Origin of the sequence: Marinobacter sp. DUT-1 (genome assembly GCF_050379415.1) — a bacterium.
Taxonomy (GTDB): domain Bacteria; phylum Pseudomonadota; class Gammaproteobacteria; order Pseudomonadales; family Oleiphilaceae; genus Marinobacter.
Genome location: NZ_JBNRLS010000006.1, coordinates 74,212 through 92,005, shown reverse-complemented (window position 1 = coordinate 92,005; position 17,794 = coordinate 74,212). Strand labels below are relative to the sequence as shown.

Annotated in this window: 18 protein-coding genes; 15 read left to right on the top strand and 3 right to left on the bottom strand. The window is 60.6% G+C overall.

From position 1 onward, the window contains the following. The first annotated feature begins 35 nt into the window (after positions 1-35). Genes ACQUTG_RS17285 through ACQUTG_RS17270 form a run of 4 tightly spaced genes read left to right on the top strand, consistent with a single transcriptional unit; the run spans position 36 to position 2,993 of the window. Positions 36-662, top strand: a complete 627-nt coding sequence (locus ACQUTG_RS17285; protein ID WP_428920573.1) for a methylthioribulose 1-phosphate dehydratase — start codon at positions 36-38, stop codon at positions 660-662. Beyond that, positions 659-1,219: a 1,2-dihydroxy-3-keto-5-methylthiopentene dioxygenase gene (locus tag ACQUTG_RS17280; RefSeq protein ID WP_428920572.1), complete on the top strand. Its 561-nt coding sequence runs from the start codon at positions 659-661 to the stop codon at positions 1,217-1,219. The genes ACQUTG_RS17285 and ACQUTG_RS17280 overlap by 4 nt, the downstream gene beginning before the upstream one ends. Then, a complete protein-coding gene (gene mtnC / locus ACQUTG_RS17275) occupies positions 1,216-1,905 on the top strand; it encodes an acireductone synthase (RefSeq protein ID WP_428920571.1) in 690 nt (229 codons plus the stop codon). Before ACQUTG_RS17280 ends, mtnC begins: the two co-directional genes overlap by 4 nt. Before the next feature lie 29 nt (positions 1,906-1,934). Then, positions 1,935-2,993: a DUF3080 domain-containing protein gene (locus tag ACQUTG_RS17270; RefSeq protein ID WP_428920570.1), complete on the top strand. Its 1,059-nt coding sequence runs from the start codon at positions 1,935-1,937 to the stop codon at positions 2,991-2,993. Positions 2,994-3,018: 25 nt separating this feature from the next. Here ACQUTG_RS17270 and ACQUTG_RS17265 read toward each other — a convergent pair whose 3' ends face one another. The 3 genes from ACQUTG_RS17265 to arsC are packed head-to-tail and all read right to left on the bottom strand — an operon-like array spanning position 3,019 to position 4,401. After that, positions 3,019-3,378 carry a DUF2069 domain-containing protein gene (locus ACQUTG_RS17265; RefSeq protein ID WP_428920569.1) on the bottom strand — a complete coding sequence of 120 codons (360 nt, stop codon included), beginning with the start codon at positions 3,376-3,378 and terminating at the stop codon, positions 3,019-3,021. A gap of 14 nt (positions 3,379-3,392) precedes the next feature. Beyond that, positions 3,393-3,998 (bottom strand): NAD(P)H:quinone oxidoreductase, encoded by a 606-nt coding sequence (gene wrbA / locus ACQUTG_RS17260; RefSeq protein ID WP_428920568.1) that lies wholly within the window; start codon positions 3,996-3,998, stop codon positions 3,393-3,395. A 49-nt stretch (positions 3,999-4,047) separates the two neighbouring features. Then, positions 4,048-4,401 (bottom strand): arsenate reductase (glutaredoxin), encoded by a 354-nt coding sequence (gene arsC / locus ACQUTG_RS17255; protein ID WP_428920567.1) that lies wholly within the window; start codon positions 4,399-4,401, stop codon positions 4,048-4,050. A 70-nt stretch (positions 4,402-4,471) separates the two neighbouring features. Here arsC and ACQUTG_RS17250 point away from each other — a divergent pair, with 70 nt between their 5' ends. The 11 genes from ACQUTG_RS17250 (at position 4,472) to truD (ending at position 17,789) form a co-directional block, all read left to right on the top strand. Next, positions 4,472-4,936 (top strand): TlpA family protein disulfide reductase, encoded by a 465-nt coding sequence (locus tag ACQUTG_RS17250; protein WP_428920566.1) that lies wholly within the window; start codon positions 4,472-4,474, stop codon positions 4,934-4,936. Positions 4,937-4,979: 43 nt separating this feature from the next. Continuing rightward, positions 4,980-8,462 (top strand): DNA polymerase III subunit alpha, encoded by a 3,483-nt coding sequence (gene dnaE, locus ACQUTG_RS17245; RefSeq protein ID WP_428920565.1) that lies wholly within the window; start codon positions 4,980-4,982, stop codon positions 8,460-8,462. A gap of 105 nt (positions 8,463-8,567) precedes the next feature. Further along, a complete protein-coding gene (accA, locus tag ACQUTG_RS17240) occupies positions 8,568-9,521 on the top strand; it encodes an acetyl-CoA carboxylase carboxyl transferase subunit alpha (RefSeq protein WP_428920564.1) in 954 nt (317 codons plus the stop codon). After that, positions 9,505-10,860 carry a tRNA lysidine(34) synthetase TilS gene (tilS, locus tag ACQUTG_RS17235; RefSeq protein ID WP_428920563.1) on the top strand — a complete coding sequence of 452 codons (1,356 nt, stop codon included), beginning with the start codon at positions 9,505-9,507 and terminating at the stop codon, positions 10,858-10,860. The genes accA and tilS overlap by 17 nt, the downstream gene beginning before the upstream one ends. An 88-nt stretch (positions 10,861-10,948) precedes the next feature. Then, positions 10,949-12,577 carry a CTP synthase gene (locus ACQUTG_RS17230; protein WP_428920562.1) on the top strand — a complete coding sequence of 543 codons (1,629 nt, stop codon included), beginning with the start codon at positions 10,949-10,951 and terminating at the stop codon, positions 12,575-12,577. 2 nt (positions 12,578-12,579) lie between these two features. After that, positions 12,580-13,425 carry a 3-deoxy-8-phosphooctulonate synthase gene (kdsA, locus tag ACQUTG_RS17225; RefSeq protein WP_343816990.1) on the top strand — a complete coding sequence of 282 codons (846 nt, stop codon included), beginning with the start codon at positions 12,580-12,582 and terminating at the stop codon, positions 13,423-13,425. Between the two features lie 180 nt (positions 13,426-13,605). Then, a complete protein-coding gene (gene eno / locus ACQUTG_RS17220; protein WP_428920561.1) occupies positions 13,606-14,901 on the top strand; it encodes a phosphopyruvate hydratase in 1,296 nt (431 codons plus the stop codon). Between the two features lie 200 nt (positions 14,902-15,101). After that, positions 15,102-15,374, top strand: a complete 273-nt coding sequence (locus ACQUTG_RS17215) for a septum formation initiator family protein (RefSeq protein ID WP_113862191.1) — start codon at positions 15,102-15,104, stop codon at positions 15,372-15,374. Positions 15,375-15,516: 142 nt separating this feature from the next. Beyond that, entirely contained in the window at positions 15,517-16,218 is a 702-nt protein-coding gene (gene ispD / locus ACQUTG_RS17210; protein WP_428920560.1) for a 2-C-methyl-D-erythritol 4-phosphate cytidylyltransferase, read from the top strand. Between the two features lie 42 nt (positions 16,219-16,260). Then, on the top strand, positions 16,261-16,740 hold the full coding sequence (gene ispF / locus ACQUTG_RS17205) for a 2-C-methyl-D-erythritol 2,4-cyclodiphosphate synthase (protein ID WP_428920559.1): 480 nt from the start codon (positions 16,261-16,263) through the stop codon (positions 16,738-16,740). Further along, entirely contained in the window at positions 16,737-17,789 is a 1,053-nt protein-coding gene (truD, locus tag ACQUTG_RS17200; RefSeq protein ID WP_428920558.1) for a tRNA pseudouridine(13) synthase TruD, read from the top strand. Before ispF ends, truD begins: the two co-directional genes overlap by 4 nt. Positions 17,790-17,794 lie beyond the last annotated feature (5 nt).

The window sequence follows — 17,794 nt, the reverse complement described above, 5'->3', positions numbered from 1 at the left end:
GGGACACCCCTGGCACTGGTCCGTGGAGAAACACCGTGTTTGATGTCACCCGATACGCCATTGCGGCAGAATCCATCGCCGAAGCCGGTCGCTTCCTGTACCAGCGGGGCTGGTCGCCGGCCACCAGCAGCAACTACTCGGCGCGGATCGATGACGAGCACATCGCGATCACCGTTTCCGGCCGGCACAAGGGCCAGCTGGGTGCCGGCGATGTGATGGTGGTGGATCTGTCCGGCCAGCCTGTTCAGAGTAACTGCCGTTCCTCGGCGGAAACCCGCCTGCACACCGTGCTTTACGAACTGTTCCCGGAGGTCGGGGCGGTGCTGCACACCCATTCGGTGAAAGCCACCGTACTGAGCCGGCTGCTGGAGCCGGGCCGGGCACTGGAACTCGAAGGCTATGAGCTGCAGAAGGCCTTCGCCGGCGTGCAGACCCACGAATCCGTACTGACGGTTCCTGTGTTTGATAATACCCAGGATATCGATGCGCTCGCGCGGGATACCAAGGCCTGGTTCACAGAGCACCCGGAGCAGCCGGGCTACCTGATCCGGGGCCACGGCCTGTACACCTGGGGTAACACCATGGCCGATTGCCTGCGCCATGTGGAAGCGTTTGAATTCCTCTTTGAATGTGAACTTGAAACCATGAGGGTCCGCCCATGACCACCCTGAGCATCTTTGATCAAAACCAGCCAGAGCACGCCCGGACCGTGACGGAAGACCCGTCGGAAATCCGCGAGCTGTTGGCCACCCAGGGCATTCGCTTCGAGCAGTGGCCGACCCGTGACTTGCCGGCCGATGCCACCCAGGAACAGATTCTGGAGGCCTACAGCGAGGAAGTGGCCCGGCTGAAGGAAGAATGCGGATTCCAGACCGCCGATGTCATCAGCCTCAATCCGGATAACCCGCAGAAAGAGGCGTTCCGCCAGAAATTCCTGGATGAACACACCCACAGTGAAGACGAGGTCCGTTTCTTCGTGCGGGGCCAGGGCCTGTTCTACCTGCACTTCGGTGACCAGGTCTACGCGGTGATGTGCCAGAAGAATGATCTGATCAGCGTTCCGGACGGCACCCGGCACTGGTTTGATATGGGGCCCGAGCCGGAGTTCACCTGCATCCGCCTGTTCAGCAATCCTGAAGGCTGGGTGGCCGACTTTACCGGTGAGGACATTGCCAGCAGACTGCCCCGATACGAAGCGCTGGCGGAGGCGGGTGGATGATCCGGGTTATCCTGACGGACATTGAGGGCACCACCAGCTCCATTTCGTTTGTGCACGACGTGCTGTTCCCGTTTGCGGCCGAGCACCTGCCCGGATTCGTGACCGAAAACCGGGATGACCCTGCCGTGGCTGAACAGCTCGATGCGGTTGCCGAAAACAGTGGAATCGATCGACAGGATGTGGACGGCCTCGTGGAAGTACTCCAGCAATGGATCCGGGAGGACCGCAAGGAAACCTCCCTGAAAGCCCTGCAGGGCATGGTCTGGGAACAGGGCTACCAGCAGGGCGAGCTGAAGGGCCATATCTACCCGGACGCGGCCGATTACCTGCAGCGCTGGCATGATCGGGGCCTGCGCCTGTTCGTATACTCTTCCGGTTCGGTGAAGGCTCAGAAGCTCATTTTCGGCTTTACCACCGAGGGTGATTTTACGCCGTTTTTCTCGGGGTATTTCGACACCCGCATCGGCGGCAAGAAAGAAAGCGATTCCTATCGTAATATTTTGAAAGAGCTGGGTGTCGAGCCAGAAACCGTGCTGTTCCTGTCCGATGTCGAGGAGGAACTCGAAGCGGCAGAAGCTGCCGGTATGAAGACCGCCTGGCTGGTCCGGGAGGGCGAGCTGCCTGACACCGGCCGTTTTGTCGCCCGTGATTTCTCGGAGGTGGAAACCCTGCTGCGCAAGCGCTGACACCTCCGCCCGACCGACAGGAGGATTCCATGACCGGAAAACACCGCGCCCGCCCGATGGCGCTGCTGCTTATGGTTCCGGTCCTGAGTGCCTGTAATCCCTTCTCCGATGCCCGCCCCATGCTGGATGAATACGTGGAGCGGGTCGCCCGGGTTCTGGAGACGGAACCCGAGTTGTCTTCCCCTGAACCCGCGGAGCAGATTCCCCGCCGCCGTGACCGGGTGCTGGCCATGCCGGAGCTGGACATGGGCATGCTCGACTTCCTGTCCCTCTATGGCTGCGAATTGCAGTTTGTGGTGGGCGAGAAAAATTCGGTGATGGGCCGGGTCATGCAGCCCCTGAATCGCCTCCGTTACGAGGTGCGCTTCATCGAGGCGGCCCGGGAGTGTCTGCCGGAGGTGGATGACGAGGAACTTGAGGAAGCCCTGGGGGAGGCCATCGAGAGCAAGCGGGAGTCCCTGCCCATCGCGGTGTGGAATGCCACCTGGGGTGTGGAGGAGGTGGAGGCCCTTTTCACCCTGGCCAAGGGCTATTACCCGGTAGCGCCGGAAGGCGATCCGGTTTCAGATCTGGCCCTGGATGCGCAGCAGTTGAATGCCGCCACTGCCAGGTTGCTGGATCAGAAGCTGGATGTGTCACTGGATTTCGCTGGCAACGTTCATCAGCGATGGCAGGCGGAATATCGGGCGGGGCAGCTGATAAACAGTGCCCGGTTGCTGGCGGCCAGGCTGGACGACGCCACCGGCCTGTTGAACGAACGGCTGGAAGGCCGGCCGCTGTGCCTCAATGGCAAGCCGAACAATCAGTCCGATATCGTGCAGAACATGTTCTTCAGCGTATACATCGGGGAGATCCAGCCTTACATGGGAGAGATCCGCCGGGCCCGGGATGCCCTGATCGAGCCCCTGGCCAGACTGGCGCAGCAGCAGGAAGCGGTAATGCCGGAGCGTTTCCGGGAATGGTACCGGCATCATCTGTCCCTGTCCGCGGAAGACAGCCTCTGGCTGGAGCTGGACCAGGCCATGGCGGATCACACCCGGGCCTGGCAGGACCTGCTGGGGCAGTGCGGTCTGCGCCCCGGGGCGTGATAGGGGGTAGGCCTGCCCGCGAGAGTCAGCTTGCCTGCGGACGATTTACCTTCAGGTGAACCATGGCAACGACGAACAGTAGCAGCGTCAGCACCGTCAACAATACCGGGCCGGGCGCGCCCTCGCTGAGCCAGGCTGACACCACCGCCTGGGTGAAGTAGAAGATCACCACGAAGGCCATCCAGATGTAGCCGCGATTGTGGCCCCGGAATACCGGCACGGCAAAGGCCAGCAGGGGTACCAGTTTTACTGCCAGCATCAGGGTGATGGAAACCCCTTCAACCGGCGCGGGGAAAAACGTGGTGGCAATGAGGGTCGCCAGCACCGCCAGGTACAGCAGAATGGTCAGCCGGGCAGTCAGTTTGGCGTTTGCGTTGTGGAGCATGGTTGCTTTCCGGTTCAGTCGGACAGTTTAAGGGCCAGGGTTGCCAGGCGTTGGCCGAAGGCCTGGCACAGGGTTTTCTCGTGTTCACTCAGCGGTAGCTGTTCAGCGGTACCGGCCCAGTGGGAGGGGCCGTAGGGAGTTCCCCCGGATTCGGTCTCTCTCAGTGCCTGCTCGGTGTAGGGCAGGCCGCACAACACCATGCCATGGTGCAGTAAAGGCATCATCATGGTCATCAGGGTGGTTTCCTGGCCACCGTGGAGGCTGCCGGTTGACGTGAAAGCACCGGCAGGTTTGCCGGCCAGGGCGCCGCTCAGCCACAGGTCACCCGTGGTATCGAGAAAATGTTTCAGAGGTGCCGCCATGTTGCCGAAGCGTGTGGGGCTGCCAATGGCCAGCCCGGAGCATCCGGCGAGGTCGGCCTTGGTGGCATAGGGCGCCCCCTCATCAGGTACCGGCGGCAAGCTCGCTTCGGTATCGGGGGACACCTGCGGCACGGCACGCAGGCGGGCCTCGATGCCCGGGACCCGGGCAACGCCCCGGCCGATCTGACCGGCCAGCTCCGCGGTCTGCCCGTTGCGGCTGTAGTAAAGAATCAGGACGTAAGGTGCATGCTCTGCCATGGAACAGGTTTCCTTGCTTGGCGGCTTGTAGCTGGATTCGGTTTTTACATTACAGAATGGTCAGAACATTCTCCGGTGGTCTGCCCAGGGCCGCCTTGTTATTACGAATCACAATGGGGCGTTCGATCAGTTTCGGGTGCCCGGACATCGCCTGGAGCAGCTGTTCCCGGGACAGCTCGGGATTATCCAGGCCCAGCTCCCTGTACTCGGTTTCCTTGGTGCGCATGAGTTCCCGGGGCTCGCACCCCAGCATGTCCAGGATATTCCCGAGCTCTTCCGCTGTCGGAGGGGTTTCCAGGTAGCGTATAATCTCCGGCTCGATTCCCCGTTCGTTAAGCAGTTCAAGTGTTTGACGTGACTTGGAGCAGCGCGGGTTGTGGAAAATCCGGGTCGGTTCTGTCATCTTCTGGCCTGATTGTCTGGGATGGATACAGCGGGTTTGAAAGGCCCGTAGTCTAACAGGAGGAGTTGCCGTGCAGTACCCTGTGTCGGGTGGACGAACCCGAGGGTTGATGGTTGCAGCTGTGCTTGTGGCGGTTTTTTTGTCAGGCTGCCAGAAAACCGAATTTGAACGCGCGGAAGGGCCCCGTCTGAACTGGGACAGCCTGCGCGGGCAATGGGTGCTGGTCAATTACTGGGCCGAATGGTGCAAGCCCTGCCTGGAGGAAATCCCGGAACTGAACGAACTGGATAAAGCGCCTGATATTGCGGTGCTTGGCGTCAACTTTGACGGCGTAACCGGAGCGGAACTGGTAGACCTGGGTGAGCGGATGGGCATCGAGTTCACCATGCTGGCGGAAGATCCCGCTTCCCGGTTCGGCTGGCAGGTGCCGGTGGCATTGCCGGCAACGTTTGTCGTGAACCCGGACGGAGAATTACTGGAAACCCGCTTCGGCCCCCAGACAGAAGCGGATATCCGGGCGTTGATTGGCGGCTGAGCCCGCGCCCACGACTGAACACAAGCAGGAACAGCCTTATATTATGGCGCAAACCTTCGTACACCTTCGCGTACATTCCGAATACTCCATGGTGGATGGACTGGTCCGGGTGAAACCGCTGATCAGCCGGGTCGCCGAGCTGGGTATGCCCGCCGTGGGACTGACCGAGCAGTCCAACATGTGCTCGCTGGTGCGTTTCTACAAGGCGGCCACCGGTGCCGGTGTCAAACCGATTATCGGCGCTGACCTGTGGCTGGAAAACCCGGACGAGCCGGACAACCCGTTCCGCCTGACGCTGCTGGCACGGGACAATGACGGCTACCTGAATCTTACGGAAATCATCTCTCTCGGTTACACCGACGGTCAGCGCTTCGGCAAACCCATCATCCAGCGACGCTGGCTGGAAGAACGGGCAAAGGGTCTGATTGCGCTCTCCGGGGCCAAACTGGGCGATGTCGGCAAGGCGATGTTGGCGGGTAAGCCCGAGCTGGCCCGTGAGCGCGCCGAATACTGGATGAACCTCTATCCGGACAGTTACTACCTGGAGCTCCAGCGCACCGGACGGGCGGGTGATGAAGACTGTCTGCACCTGAGTGTTGAGCTGGCGGCAGAGCTGGGCTTGCCGGTGGTGGCCACCAACGATGTCCACTTTCTGGAGGCGGATGACTTCGAGGCCCACGAGGCCCGGGTCTGCATTGGTGAGAGCCGTACTCTGGACGATCCCCGCCGGGAGCGCCGGTTCAGTGACCAGCAATACCTGCGCAGCGCCGAGGAGATGATCGAGCTGTTCTCGGACATTCCCGAGGCGGTCGAGAATACGGTGGAAATTGCCCGCCGCTGCTCGGTGAAAGTGCGCATGGGCGAGTACTTCCTGCCCAACTATCCGATCCCCGACGGCATGACCATGGACGAATACTTCCGCCATGTGTCTGAAGAGGGCCTGGAAGCGCGCCTGGCGAAGACCCTGAGCAAGGACGACCCGGAATACGATCAGAAACGGGAGGCCTACTACAAGCGCCTGAACTTCGAGCTGGATATCATCACCCAGATGGGGTTCCCGGGTTACTTCCTGATCGTGATGGACTTCATCAAGTGGGCCAAGAACAACGGCGTGCCGGTAGGCCCCGGCCGGGGTTCCGGTGCCGGCTCCCTGGTGGCCTATGCTCTGCTGATCACCGATCTGGACCCGCTGGAATACGACTTGCTGTTCGAGCGGTTCCTGAACCCGGAACGTGTATCCATGCCCGACTTCGACGTCGACTTCTGCATGGAAGGCCGCGACCGGGTGATCGACTATACCGCCGAGAAGTACGGTCGTGAGGCGGTTTCCCAGATCATCACCTTCGGTACCATGGCCGCCAAGGCGGTGGTGCGCGATGTGGCGCGGGTTCAGGGCAAGTCCTACGGTCTGGCGGACAAGCTGTCCAAGCTGATTCCGTTCGAAGTGGGCATGACCCTGGAAAAGGCGATCGAACAGGAGCCCCAGCTCAAGGAATTCCTGGAACAGGACGAGGAAGCCCAGGAAATCTGGGAAATGGCCCTCAAGCTCGAGGGTGTCTGCCGGAACGCGGGCAAGCACGCCGGTGGTGTGGTAATCGCCCCCACCAAAATCACCGATTTCTCGCCGCTGTACTGCGATGACGAGGGCGGCAGCCTGGTAACCCAGTTCGACAAGGGCGACGTGGAAGACGCCGGCCTGGTGAAGTTCGACTTCCTCGGTCTGCGGACCCTCACGATCATCAAGTGGGCCCTGAACATGATCAACCCGCGCCGGGAAAAGCTCGGCGAGGGTATCCTGGATATCAGTACCATCCCGCTGGATGACAAGCCGTCTTTCGAGATGCTGAAACGGGCCGAAACCACGGCGGTGTTCCAGCTGGAATCCCGCGGTATGAAGGACCTCATCCGCCGCCTGCAGCCGGATTCCCTGGAAGACATGATCGCACTGGTGGCGCTGTTCCGTCCCGGCCCACTGCAGTCGGGCATGGTGGATGACTTTATTGACCGGAAGCACGGTCGGCAGCCGATGTCCTACCCGCATCCGGATTATCAGTATGAGGGGTTGAAGCCGGTACTGGAGCCCACCTACGGGGTCATCCTGTACCAGGAGCAGGTCATGCAGATTGCCCAGGTGATGGCCGGCTATACCCTGGGTGGTGCCGACATGCTCCGCCGGGCCATGGGTAAGAAAAAACCGGAGGAGATGGCCAAGCAGAAGGCCATCTTCCTGGACGGTTGTGAAAACAACGGTATCGACAAGACCCTGGCCGAGAATATCTTCGACCTGGTGGAAAAGTTCGCCGGTTACGGCTTCAACAAGTCGCACTCCGCCGCCTACGCCCTGGTGTCCTACCAGACCCTGTGGCTCAAGGCCCATTACCCGGCCGAGTTCATGGCCGCGGTACTCACCGCCGATATGCAGAACACCGACAAGGTGGTGACGCTGGTCGAAGAGTGCCGGAACATGAAACTGGACCTGCTGGTGCCGGACGTCAGCCGTTCCGCCTACACCTTTACCGTCAACGATGAGGGCCAGATCGTTTACGGTCTTGGCGCTATCAAGGGCCTGGGTGAGGGCCCGATTGACAGTATCGTGGCGGCGGCCAAGGATGGTCCTTTCGAGGATATCTTCGATTTCTGCCGGCGGGTGGACCTCAAGAAGGTCAACAAGCGGGCCATGGAGGCGCTCATCCGCGCCGGTGCCATGGACAAACTTGGTCCCGGCCGGGCCCTGCTCATGGCAAGCATCGACAAGGCGGTGCAGCAGGCTGACCAGCAGTCCCGTAACGATGCCGTAGGCATGATGGACATGTTTGGTGAAATGCTGGAGTCCGGTGGCGAGGATGGCGATGCCTACGCCGATGTGGCTCACGTCCGTGAGTGGCCGAAAAAGGAACGGCTCAAGGGTGAGAAGGATACCCTTGGCCTGTACCTGACCGGTCATCCCTTCGATGAGTACGAGAAGGAGGTGCGCCGGTTTGTCCGCTCATCGATCGCCGACCTGAAACCGAACAAAGCGCCCCAGCGTGTGGCAGGCCTTGTGGTTGCCCAGCGCACCATGAAAACCCGGACCGGCTCGACCATGTGTTTCATTACCCTGGACGACCGCAGCGCCCGCATCGAGGCAACCCTGTTCTCGGAGACCTTCTTTGAAAACCGGGAGCTGCTGCAATCGGATCAGGTTATTGTGGTGGAAGGGCAGGTCAGTCACGATGACTACTCCGGGCAGATGAAAATGCGGGTCAACTCCGTGATGGACGTGGCCACCGCCCGGCAGCAGTTCAGCCGGGGGCTGAAACTGGAGCTGGCGGCGGATCAACTGCAGAACGGCCTGCTGGACAAGCTGGATGAAACCCTGCGGCCTTTCCGCTGCGAGGGCAGTCCGGTGTGGATCGAGTACCGCAGTCCCGAGGCCCGGACCCGTATCGAGCTCGGAGAGTCCTGGCGGGTGCAGCCGGACGATAACCTGTTGCTGGAACTCAGGTACCTGGTGGGCGACCAATCGGTTGAACTGGTCTATGATTAAGACCAATGTCCGCTTTAGCCGGCCTTTATGCACTGCTATCTTTGTCCCAAATTCTGGTTTTGGCGGCCCGCCGGGTCGTCAGGCAAATCAAAATGATGGAACATCATGAACCCTAATTACCTGGATTTTGAACAGCCGATCGCCGACCTGGAAGCCAAAATTGAAGAGCTTCGCATGGTCGGTAACGACACAGACATCAACATCACCGATGAGATCAGCCGCCTCAAGAAGAAGAGCGTCAGTCTCACGGAGAGCATTTTCTCGAACCTGCAGCCCTGGGATATTGCCCGGCTGGCCCGGCACCCGCGCCGGCCCTACACGTTCGATTACATCGAGATGATTTTCGATGATTTCGACGAGCTGCATGGGGACCGCCGTTACGCGGACGACCAGGCCATTGTCGGCGGCACCGCACGCCTTGGCGACAAGCCGGTCATGGTTATCGGCCATCAGAAGGGCCGTGAAGTCCGGGACAAGGTCAAGCGCAACTTCGGCATGCCCCGCCCCGAGGGGTACCGCAAGGCCCTGCGCCTGATGGAAATGGCTGAACGATTCAAGATGCCCATTCTGACCTTCATCGACACCCCGGGCGCCTATCCCGGTATCGGTGCCGAGGAGCGGGGCCAGAGTGAGGCGATTGCGTTCAACCTCGCCGTGATGTCCCGCCTGAAAACCCCGATCATCTCCACGGTGATTGGCGAGGGTGGCTCCGGTGGCGCCCTGGCAATCGGCGTCTGCGACCAGCTGAACATGCTTCAGTATTCCACCTACGCGGTTATTTCACCGGAGGGTTGTGCCTCCATCCTCTGGAAAAGCGCGGAGTACGCAGCACAGGCTGCCGAGGCCATGGGTGTGACGGCAGACCGGCTCAAGGATCTCGGGCTGGCGGACAACGTTATTCCCGAGCCGCTGGGTGGCGCGCACCGCAATCCGGAAAAGATGGCGGAATCCCTCCGCGAAACCCTGACCAAGGGCGTCACGGAACTATCCCGGCTGCCCCTGGACGAGCTGGTGTCCCGCCGCTACGAGCGGCTGACCCGCTATGACAACGGGCGGTAAGCCCGTCCCCGGTTTTGCCTGGCCGGAGGCACTCTGCGCTCCGGTCAGGTCACTTCCCGCGCACAAAAGACTCTGGATCGCCTTCAGCGGCGGTCTGGATTCCACCCTGCTGCTGCACTTGGCAGCCTGCTGTTTTCCGGGCAGTCCCGATCTTCGCGCTGTTCACATCAATCACCAGTTACAGGCCAATTCGGAGCAATCCGAGCAGTTCTGCCGCCAGACCTGTGAGGCTCTGGGCATTGCATTGCTCGTGCGCCGGGTGGATGTCCGGGCAGAGACAGCCGAGGGCAGCGCCGGTGGCATCGAGGAGGCTGCCCGCCACGCCCGCTACGCCGTGTTCGAGGAGATCCTGGAGGCCGGTGATTTGCTGCTGATGGCCCACCACGCCGACGACCAGACCGAGACAGTACTGTTCAGAATGCTTCGCGGCACTGGTGCCCGGGGGCTGGCGGGTATGCCCAGTGAGCGGGCACTGGGGTCAGGGCGACTTGTGCGCCCACTGCTTGAGTTCGACCGTGCGCAGTTGTCTCAATGGGCCAATGAGGCCGGTCTGGAGTGGGTGGAGGATCCGAGTAATGTCGACGAACGTTTCGACCGGAATTTTCTCAGGCATAGAATCCTGCCGGAACTCAAAGAGCGCTGGCCTGGCCTGAATGCCAGGCTCAGTCATACCGCCGCTGCCTGTGCCGAACAGGTGGCACTGACCGACCGGCTGGCAGAGATCCAGTGGCGCGACTGTGCGCCCGATGGCCGGTATCCGTGCACCGAACGTCTGAACCAGTTGCCGTTCCCGGAACAGAAAAACCTGTTGCGCTGGTGGATCCGGACTTCCGGTTACGAGCTGCCGTCGATACAGGACTGGCGGCAGGTGATCTCCGATCTGATCCATGCCCGGGAAGACGGTAAGCCGGAATTGCTCGGTGCGGGCTTTGCCATCCGTCGTTTCCGGGGGCGGTTGTATCTGGTTCCCGACCAGCCTGAACCGGAGACGGCAAGCGCAGAGCTTGTGCCCGATGAGCCACTCTGTTGGGGAGGCTGGCGCCTCCTGCTGCTTCCGGTAGATGGCCAGAAACAGCCACCGCCGGCAATACGGGTATCTACGAGGCAAGGGGGTGAGCGTTTCCGTCCGGTGCCGGATGGGCCCGGAAAACTGGTCAAAAAATGGTTGCAGGAGCAGGGGATTCCGCCCTGGGAGAGGCCACGTATTCCGCTGGTTTTCAGCCGGGATGGGAAGGGTGAAACCCTGATCGCAATTGGCGATTTGTGGTGTTCTGGACAATACTCGGGAGGCGCCCCTGCCGCCGGCTGGCGGCTGTTTGTGGAACGGGATTGTGATTGAGTCAGGGGGGGCTTTCTGGTAGTCTGGCGTCCCATCTTGAGATGAACAATCTCCCTCCTTCACCGAACCAGATAATCACGGAATCTGCATGACGCGTTATATTTTCGTCACCGGCGGTGTCGTGTCCTCCTTGGGGAAAGGTATTGCGTCTGCCTCCCTGGCAGCCATCCTCGAGGCACGCGGCCTGAAGGTCACCATTCTCAAGCTGGACCCCTACATCAACGTAGACCCCGGCACCATGAGCCCGTTCCAGCACGGTGAGGTTTTTGTCACCGAAGATGGCGCGGAAACCGATCTGGACCTTGGCCACTATGAGCGTTTCATCCGCACCCGGATGAGCCGCCGCAACAACTTCACCACCGGTCGCGTCTACGAGGAAGTGATCCGTAAGGAGCGGCGTGGCGACTACCTGGGCGGTACCGTGCAGGTCATTCCCCACATCACCGATGAAATCAAACGCCGGGTAGTGGAAGGCGCCGCAGGCGTGGATGTGGCACTGATCGAGATCGGTGGCACCGTGGGTGACATCGAATCCCTGCCGTTCCTGGAAGCCTGCCGTCAGCTGAAGGTTGAAGTCGGTCCCCAGCGTGCCCTGTTCATGCACCTGACACTGGTTCCGTATATCGCCACTGCCGGCGAGATCAAGACCAAGCCGACCCAGCACTCCGTAAAGGAGATGCGCTCCATCGGTCTGCAGCCGGACATTCTGCTGTGCCGTTCCGAGCATGAAGTGGATGCCAGCTCCCGCCGCAAGATCGCGCTGTTTACCAACGTGGAAGAGCGCGCCGTCATTCCGCTCCAGGACGCCAAGTCTATCTATGCCATTCCGCGCATGCTGCACGAGCATGGCCTGGACCAGCTGGTGATCGAGCGGTTTGGTCTGGATGCACGCTCCGCGGACCTGGGCGAGTGGGACAGCGTGGTCGATGCCCTGATGCATCCGGATCAGGAAGTGACCATTGCCATGGTCGGCAAGTACATGGAGCTGCTGGATGCCTACAAGTCTCTGATTGAATCCCTGCTGCACGCGGGCATCAAGACTCGCACCAAGGTCAATATCAACTACATCGATTCCGAAGACATCGAGCGTGACGGCACCCGTGTGCTTGAGTCCGCCGATGCGATCCTGGTGCCCGGTGGCTTCGGCGAGCGCGGTGTTGAAGGCAAGATCCGCACCGTACAGTATGCCCGCGAAAACAAGGTGCCCTACCTGGGCATTTGTCTCGGCATGCAGGTAGCAGTGATTGAATACGCTCGCAACGTGGCCGGCCTGAAGGATGCTCACAGCACCGAATTCCGTACCCATACCCCGGAGCCGGTGGTGGGGCTTATTACCGAATGGCTGGATGCCACCGGTGAGCGCGAAGAGCGCACGGAAGAGTCTGATCTGGGCGGCACCATGCGCCTGGGTGCCCAGGACTGTGTCCTGAGCGAGGGATCTACCATTGCCAACTGTTACGGCAAGAAGACCATTCGCGAGCGTCATCGTCATCGCTATGAGGTGAACAACCATTTCCTGCCGGCGCTTGAGGGTGCGGGCCTGCAAATCTCTGGCCGCTCCAGCGACGGCAAACTGGTGGAAGTGGTGGAAGCTCCGGATCATCCTTGGTTCGTTGCCTGCCAGTTCCACCCGGAATTCACCTCCACCCCCCGGGACGGTCACCCGCTTTTCAAGGGATTTGTTGAAGCGGCTCTGGCGCACAAGAAGGAGTCCTGAGCATGGCGCAGAGCACGGTAAACGTCTCGGGCATCGAAGTCGCCAACGACAAGCCATTCGTGCTGTTCGGCGGAATGAACGTGCTCGAGTCCCGGGAGCTGGCCTTCGAGGTGGCTGAAAAGTATGTGGATGTCTGTGGTCGCCTCGGCATCCCTTACGTGTTCAAGGCCTCTTTCGACAAGGCGAACCGCTCGTCCGTGCACTCGTTCCGTGGCCCCGGTCTTGAGAAGGGGTTGCAGATCCTGGCGGACATCAAGAGCAAGTTCGGCGTCCCGATTATTTCCGATGTTCACGAGCCTGCCCAGGCGGCCCCGGCGGCGGAAGTGTGCGATATCATCCAGTTGCCGGCATTCCTGAGCCGCCAGACCGATCTGGTGGTCGCCATGGCCGAGACCGGTGCGGTGATCAACGTCAAGAAAGCCCAGTTTCTCGCGCCCCAGGAGATGAAGCACATCATCACCAAGTGCGAGGAGGCCGGCAACGACAAGGTGATCCTGTGCGAGCGGGGCAGCAGCTTCGGGTACAACAACCTGGTGGTGGATATGCTCGGCTTCGGCATCATGAAGGCGATGAATGTGCCCGTGATGTTTGATGTGACCCATTCACTGCAGATGCCGGGTGGCCGAGCCGATTCGGCCGGTGGCCGGCGTGCCCAGGTGACGGATCTGGCGCTGGCGGGTATGTCCCAGGGCCTGGCCGGTCTGTTCCTGGAGGCGCATCCGGACCCCGACCAGGCCAAGTGTGATGGCCCGTGCGCCTTGCGGCTCAGCCAGCTTGAGCCGTTCCTTGAGCGGGTCAAAGCCGTGGATGACCTGGTTAAAAGTTTTAAACCCATCGACACCGCCTGATTGGCGGTGTTGGCGTTTCATACGGACTATGGGAGCGAGTGGGAACGGCCCTGCGAAAATGTAGAGGGCCAGGGATGGCCCGAAACAAGCGCACATGGACGTGCTTGTAGCGGTTTTCGCAGGGCCGTTCCCGCTCGCTCTGACTCCCAAATCTGAACACGAACTTGGAGACAGAGAAGAATGACCAAGATTGCCAACATCAAGGGCCGCGAGGTTCTGGATTCCCGTGGTAACCCCACTGTCGAAGCAGACGTTATCCTCGAAGATGGAACTATCGGAAGTGCGTGCGCACCTTCCGGCGCTTCGACCGGTTCCCGGGAGGCTCTGGAGCTGCGTGATGGTGACAAGTCCCGGTACCTTGGCAAGGGTGTTCTGAAAGCGGTTGAAGCCGTGAACGGCAAGATCCGTGATGCTCTGGTGGGCAAAGATGCCGCAGATCAGCGTGGTCTGGACAAGGTGATGATTGATCTGGACGGAACCGAGAACAAGGCCAACCTGGGTGCGAATGCGATTCTGGCTGTTTCCCTGGCTGCCGCCAAAGCCGCTGCTGCCTCCCTGGGCAAGCCGCTGTATGAGCATATTGCCGATGTGAACGGCACCTCCGGCAAGTTCTCCATGCCGGTGCCGATGATGAACATCCTGAACGGTGGTGAGCACGCGGACAACAACGTCGACATCCAGGAGTTCATGGTTCAGCCGGTTGCCACCAAGAGCTTCGCTGAAGCCCTGCGTGTGGGCGCCGAGATTTTCCATAGTCTGAAGAAGGTTCTGAAGGCCCAGGGCCTGAACACGGCGGTCGGTGATGAGGGCGGCTTTGCTCCGAACCTGCCGTCCAACGAGGCGGCGCTGGCAGCCATCAAGGAAGCGGTTGAAAAAGCGGGCTACGAGCTGGGCAAAGACGTCACCCTGGCTCTGGACTGTGCCTCTTCCGAATTCTACAAGGATGGCCAGTACCAGCTCTCCGGCGAAGGTAAAAGCTTCGATTCTGAAGGCTTTGCCGATTACCTGGCCGGTCTGTGCGAGCGTTATCCCATCGTTTCCATCGAAGACGGTATGGACGAGAGTGACTGGGACGGCTGGAAGGTCCTGACCGACAAGCTGGGCACCAAGGTTCAGCTGGTGGGCGATGATCTGTTCGTGACCAACACCAAAATCCTGAAGCAGGGTATCGATAAGGGGATTGGTAACTCCATCCTGATCAAGTTCAACCAGATCGGCAGCCTGACCGAGACCCTGGATGCCATCAAGATGGCCCAGGATGCGGGCTACACCGCGGTCATCTCCCACCGTTCCGGTGAGACCGAGGACACTACCATCGCGGATCTGGCGGTTGCCACCTGCGCGGGCCAGATCAAGACCGGTTCGCTGTGCCGTTCCGACCGGGTTGCCAAGTACAACCAGCTGCTGCGCATTGAAGAAGCGCTGGATGGCAAGGCGCCTTACCGTGGCCTGAGCGAGATCAAGGGTCAGGGCTGAGGTCCGGCGTTAAAAAACTGCTTGCCGGCGGCAGCCGGTAGGTAACAAAATATTAAGGCCATCGCGTTCTGGATGAAAATTCAGACACGATGGCCTTTTTGTACAACCAGTTAGAAGAATTTGTTGTTAATCTACTCTAAGGTCTATACTCATTAGTCAGTGTTGAATTTTTGAACGGTTATTTCTCCGACGGAATTGGAATGAAGACGCTTTGGGCCATCATGGTTGTGTTGATTCTCCTGCTGCAGGTTCGCCTGTGGGTCGGGGAGGGCAGCTTTGCGCAGGTGTGGTCCCTGGAGCAGTCGATTGCCGAGCAGCGTGCGGAGAATGCCGATCTGGCGGCCCGTAACGATCGCCTCTATGCGGAGGTGCGGAACCTCCGCAGTGAGCAGGGGGCGTTGGAGGAGCGGGCCAGGATGAACCTTGGGTTGATTCGCGAGGACGAGACTTTCTTCCTGGTTGTTGAGAACTAAGGGCGGAGCACAGAGCGGCGGGGCAGTCCTTTCCAGGACACGCTACAAGCACGCCCTGTGCGCTTGACTGTGGCCATCCATGGCCACAGACAGTCCTGGAAAGGACTGCCCCGCCACTCTCCAGACCACGTGCAGACCTCTTATGACCTACCCCAGACTTTGGTTGATTGTTCCTGCTGCCGGCATTGGCAAGCGCATGAAGTCAGAAGTGCCGAAACAGTACCTGACGCTGTCGAACCGTTTCATTCTCGATATTACTCTTTCCCGCCTACTCGATAATGCCGATTTTTCTGGCTGCATGGTCCCCCTGAGCCCCCAGGACCATTGGTGGCCTGATACCGAAGCCGTCAACGATGACCGTATCCAGACCTGCACCGGTGGTGAGGAACGCGCCGATTCGGTGCTTTCGGCGCTTCATGCGTTGCAGGAGCAGGCCGATGAGAACGATTGGGTGCTGGTGCATGATGCGGCCCGGCCCTGTGTCCATCCTGATGATCTGGCAAACCTTATCGATACCCTTTCCGGGCACCCCGTTGGCGGGCTGTTGGCGGCTCCGGTGGCGGATACGCTGAAGCAGGCCGCCGACGGCCAGCCGCCGGAGGTGGAGGGCACGGTGGATCGCAGCAGGCTGTGGCGGGCGTTGACGCCTCAGATGTTCCGGTTCGGGGCGCTGACCCGGGCACTGGAGGCGTGTCTTGATGCCGGGTATGGGGTGACGGATGAGTCCTCTGCCATGGAATTTTCCGGTAACATGCCGGTTCTGGTGGAGGGGCGGCCGGATAATATCAAGGTTACGGTTCCGTCAGATCTGGCATTGGCCGGTTTTATCCTGAGCCGGCTGTAACCGGTTCCGCCCGAAATTCCTTTCAACGTTCCGGAGAACAGCATGCGGATTGGTCAGGGCTTTGATGTCCATGCCTTTTGCGAAGGTGATTCCGTCATTCTTGGTGGTGTCCAGATTCCCCACAGTCAGGGCCTGAAGGCGCATTCTGATGGGGATGTGTTGCTCCATGCCCTGGCGGACGCGCTGCTCGGGGCCGTTGCCCTGGGGGATATCGGCCATCTGTTTCCGGATACCAGTGACGAATGGGCCGGCGCCGACAGCCGGGATCTGCTGCGCCGGGTGATGGCCCGGGTGCGTGACGAGGGCTTCGAGGTGGTGAACGTGGACAGCACGATCATTGCCCAGGCGCCGAAGATGGCACCCCATGTCGACGCCATGCGTCTGAACATTGCCGAGGATCTGGGGATTGCCGCGAACCGGGTGAGCGTCAAGGCGACCACCACGGAGAAGCTGGGTTTTACGGGGCGGGGCGAGGGGATTGCCTGTCAGGCAATCTGTCTGCTTGAGCCGGTGAGCACGTGAGCAGTCAAAACACCACAGGCCATCAATGGCGCCTGGACTGGCCAACCAGTCACGGTCGGGTTGCCAGCGCGCAGCTGAAGAGCGTTCCCGAGGATTTCCGGGTCGAGGAAGTCCTGGCGGTTTCCGAGCTGGTTCCCGGCGAAGGTGAGCATCTTTGTCTCTGCCTCGAGAAGAAGGGCGATAACACCGAGTTTGTAGCCAGGCAGTTGGCGCGGATGGCCGGGTGTCGCAGTTTTGATGTCGGGTTTTGTGGGCTCAAGGATCGCCACGCGGTAACCCGCCAATGGTTCAGTCTTTACCGCCCGGGTATGGACACCGGGGACGCTGATTTTATCCGGGAGGTGGCCGGGCACTGGCGCGTGTTGGCGTCGGCGAGGGCGCCCCGGAAATTGCGTCGGGGGGAGCATTCGGGTAACCGGTTTGTCATCGTGCTGAGGAGCGTTGAGGGTCCGAGGGCGGAGATTGACGAAGCATTGAATCGCCTTGGAGAGCAGGGCGCGCCCAATTACTTCGGGCCGCAGCGCTTTGGCCGTGATGGTGGCAACCTTGACCGGGCCCTGCAGATGGATCCCTCGCAACTGAACCGCCGGGCAGGTCGCGCAAAACGTGGCTCCCGAGGTGGCAGGGATGGATCGAAAAACGTATTGTACTTTTCGGCGGCGAGATCCTGGTTGTTCAACGAGGTGCTTGCTACGCGGGTATCGGATGGTAGCTGGAACACCTGCCTGCCGGGAGAGCCGGCAGAGAGCGCTGTCGGGCCCACGGGGCCGATGTGGGGCGATGGCGGGACCACCGCAACCGATGGTCAGGAAGCCTTGGAGCGGGACGTGGTCGGTAAGTGGCCGGAGCTTGAACGGTTGTTTGCTGCCACGCGGATGCAGCCGGAGCGCCGGCCACTGGTTGTTCAGCCGCAGGAGCTGGACTGGGAGTGGCAGGGCGGAGATACCCTCTTGATTTGTTTTGTTTTGCCGCCTGGCCAGTATGCCACCACCGTGCTGGGCGATATTTTCGAGCTGGAGGACATGAGCCTCGGCCGTCATAACGAATAAAAAGT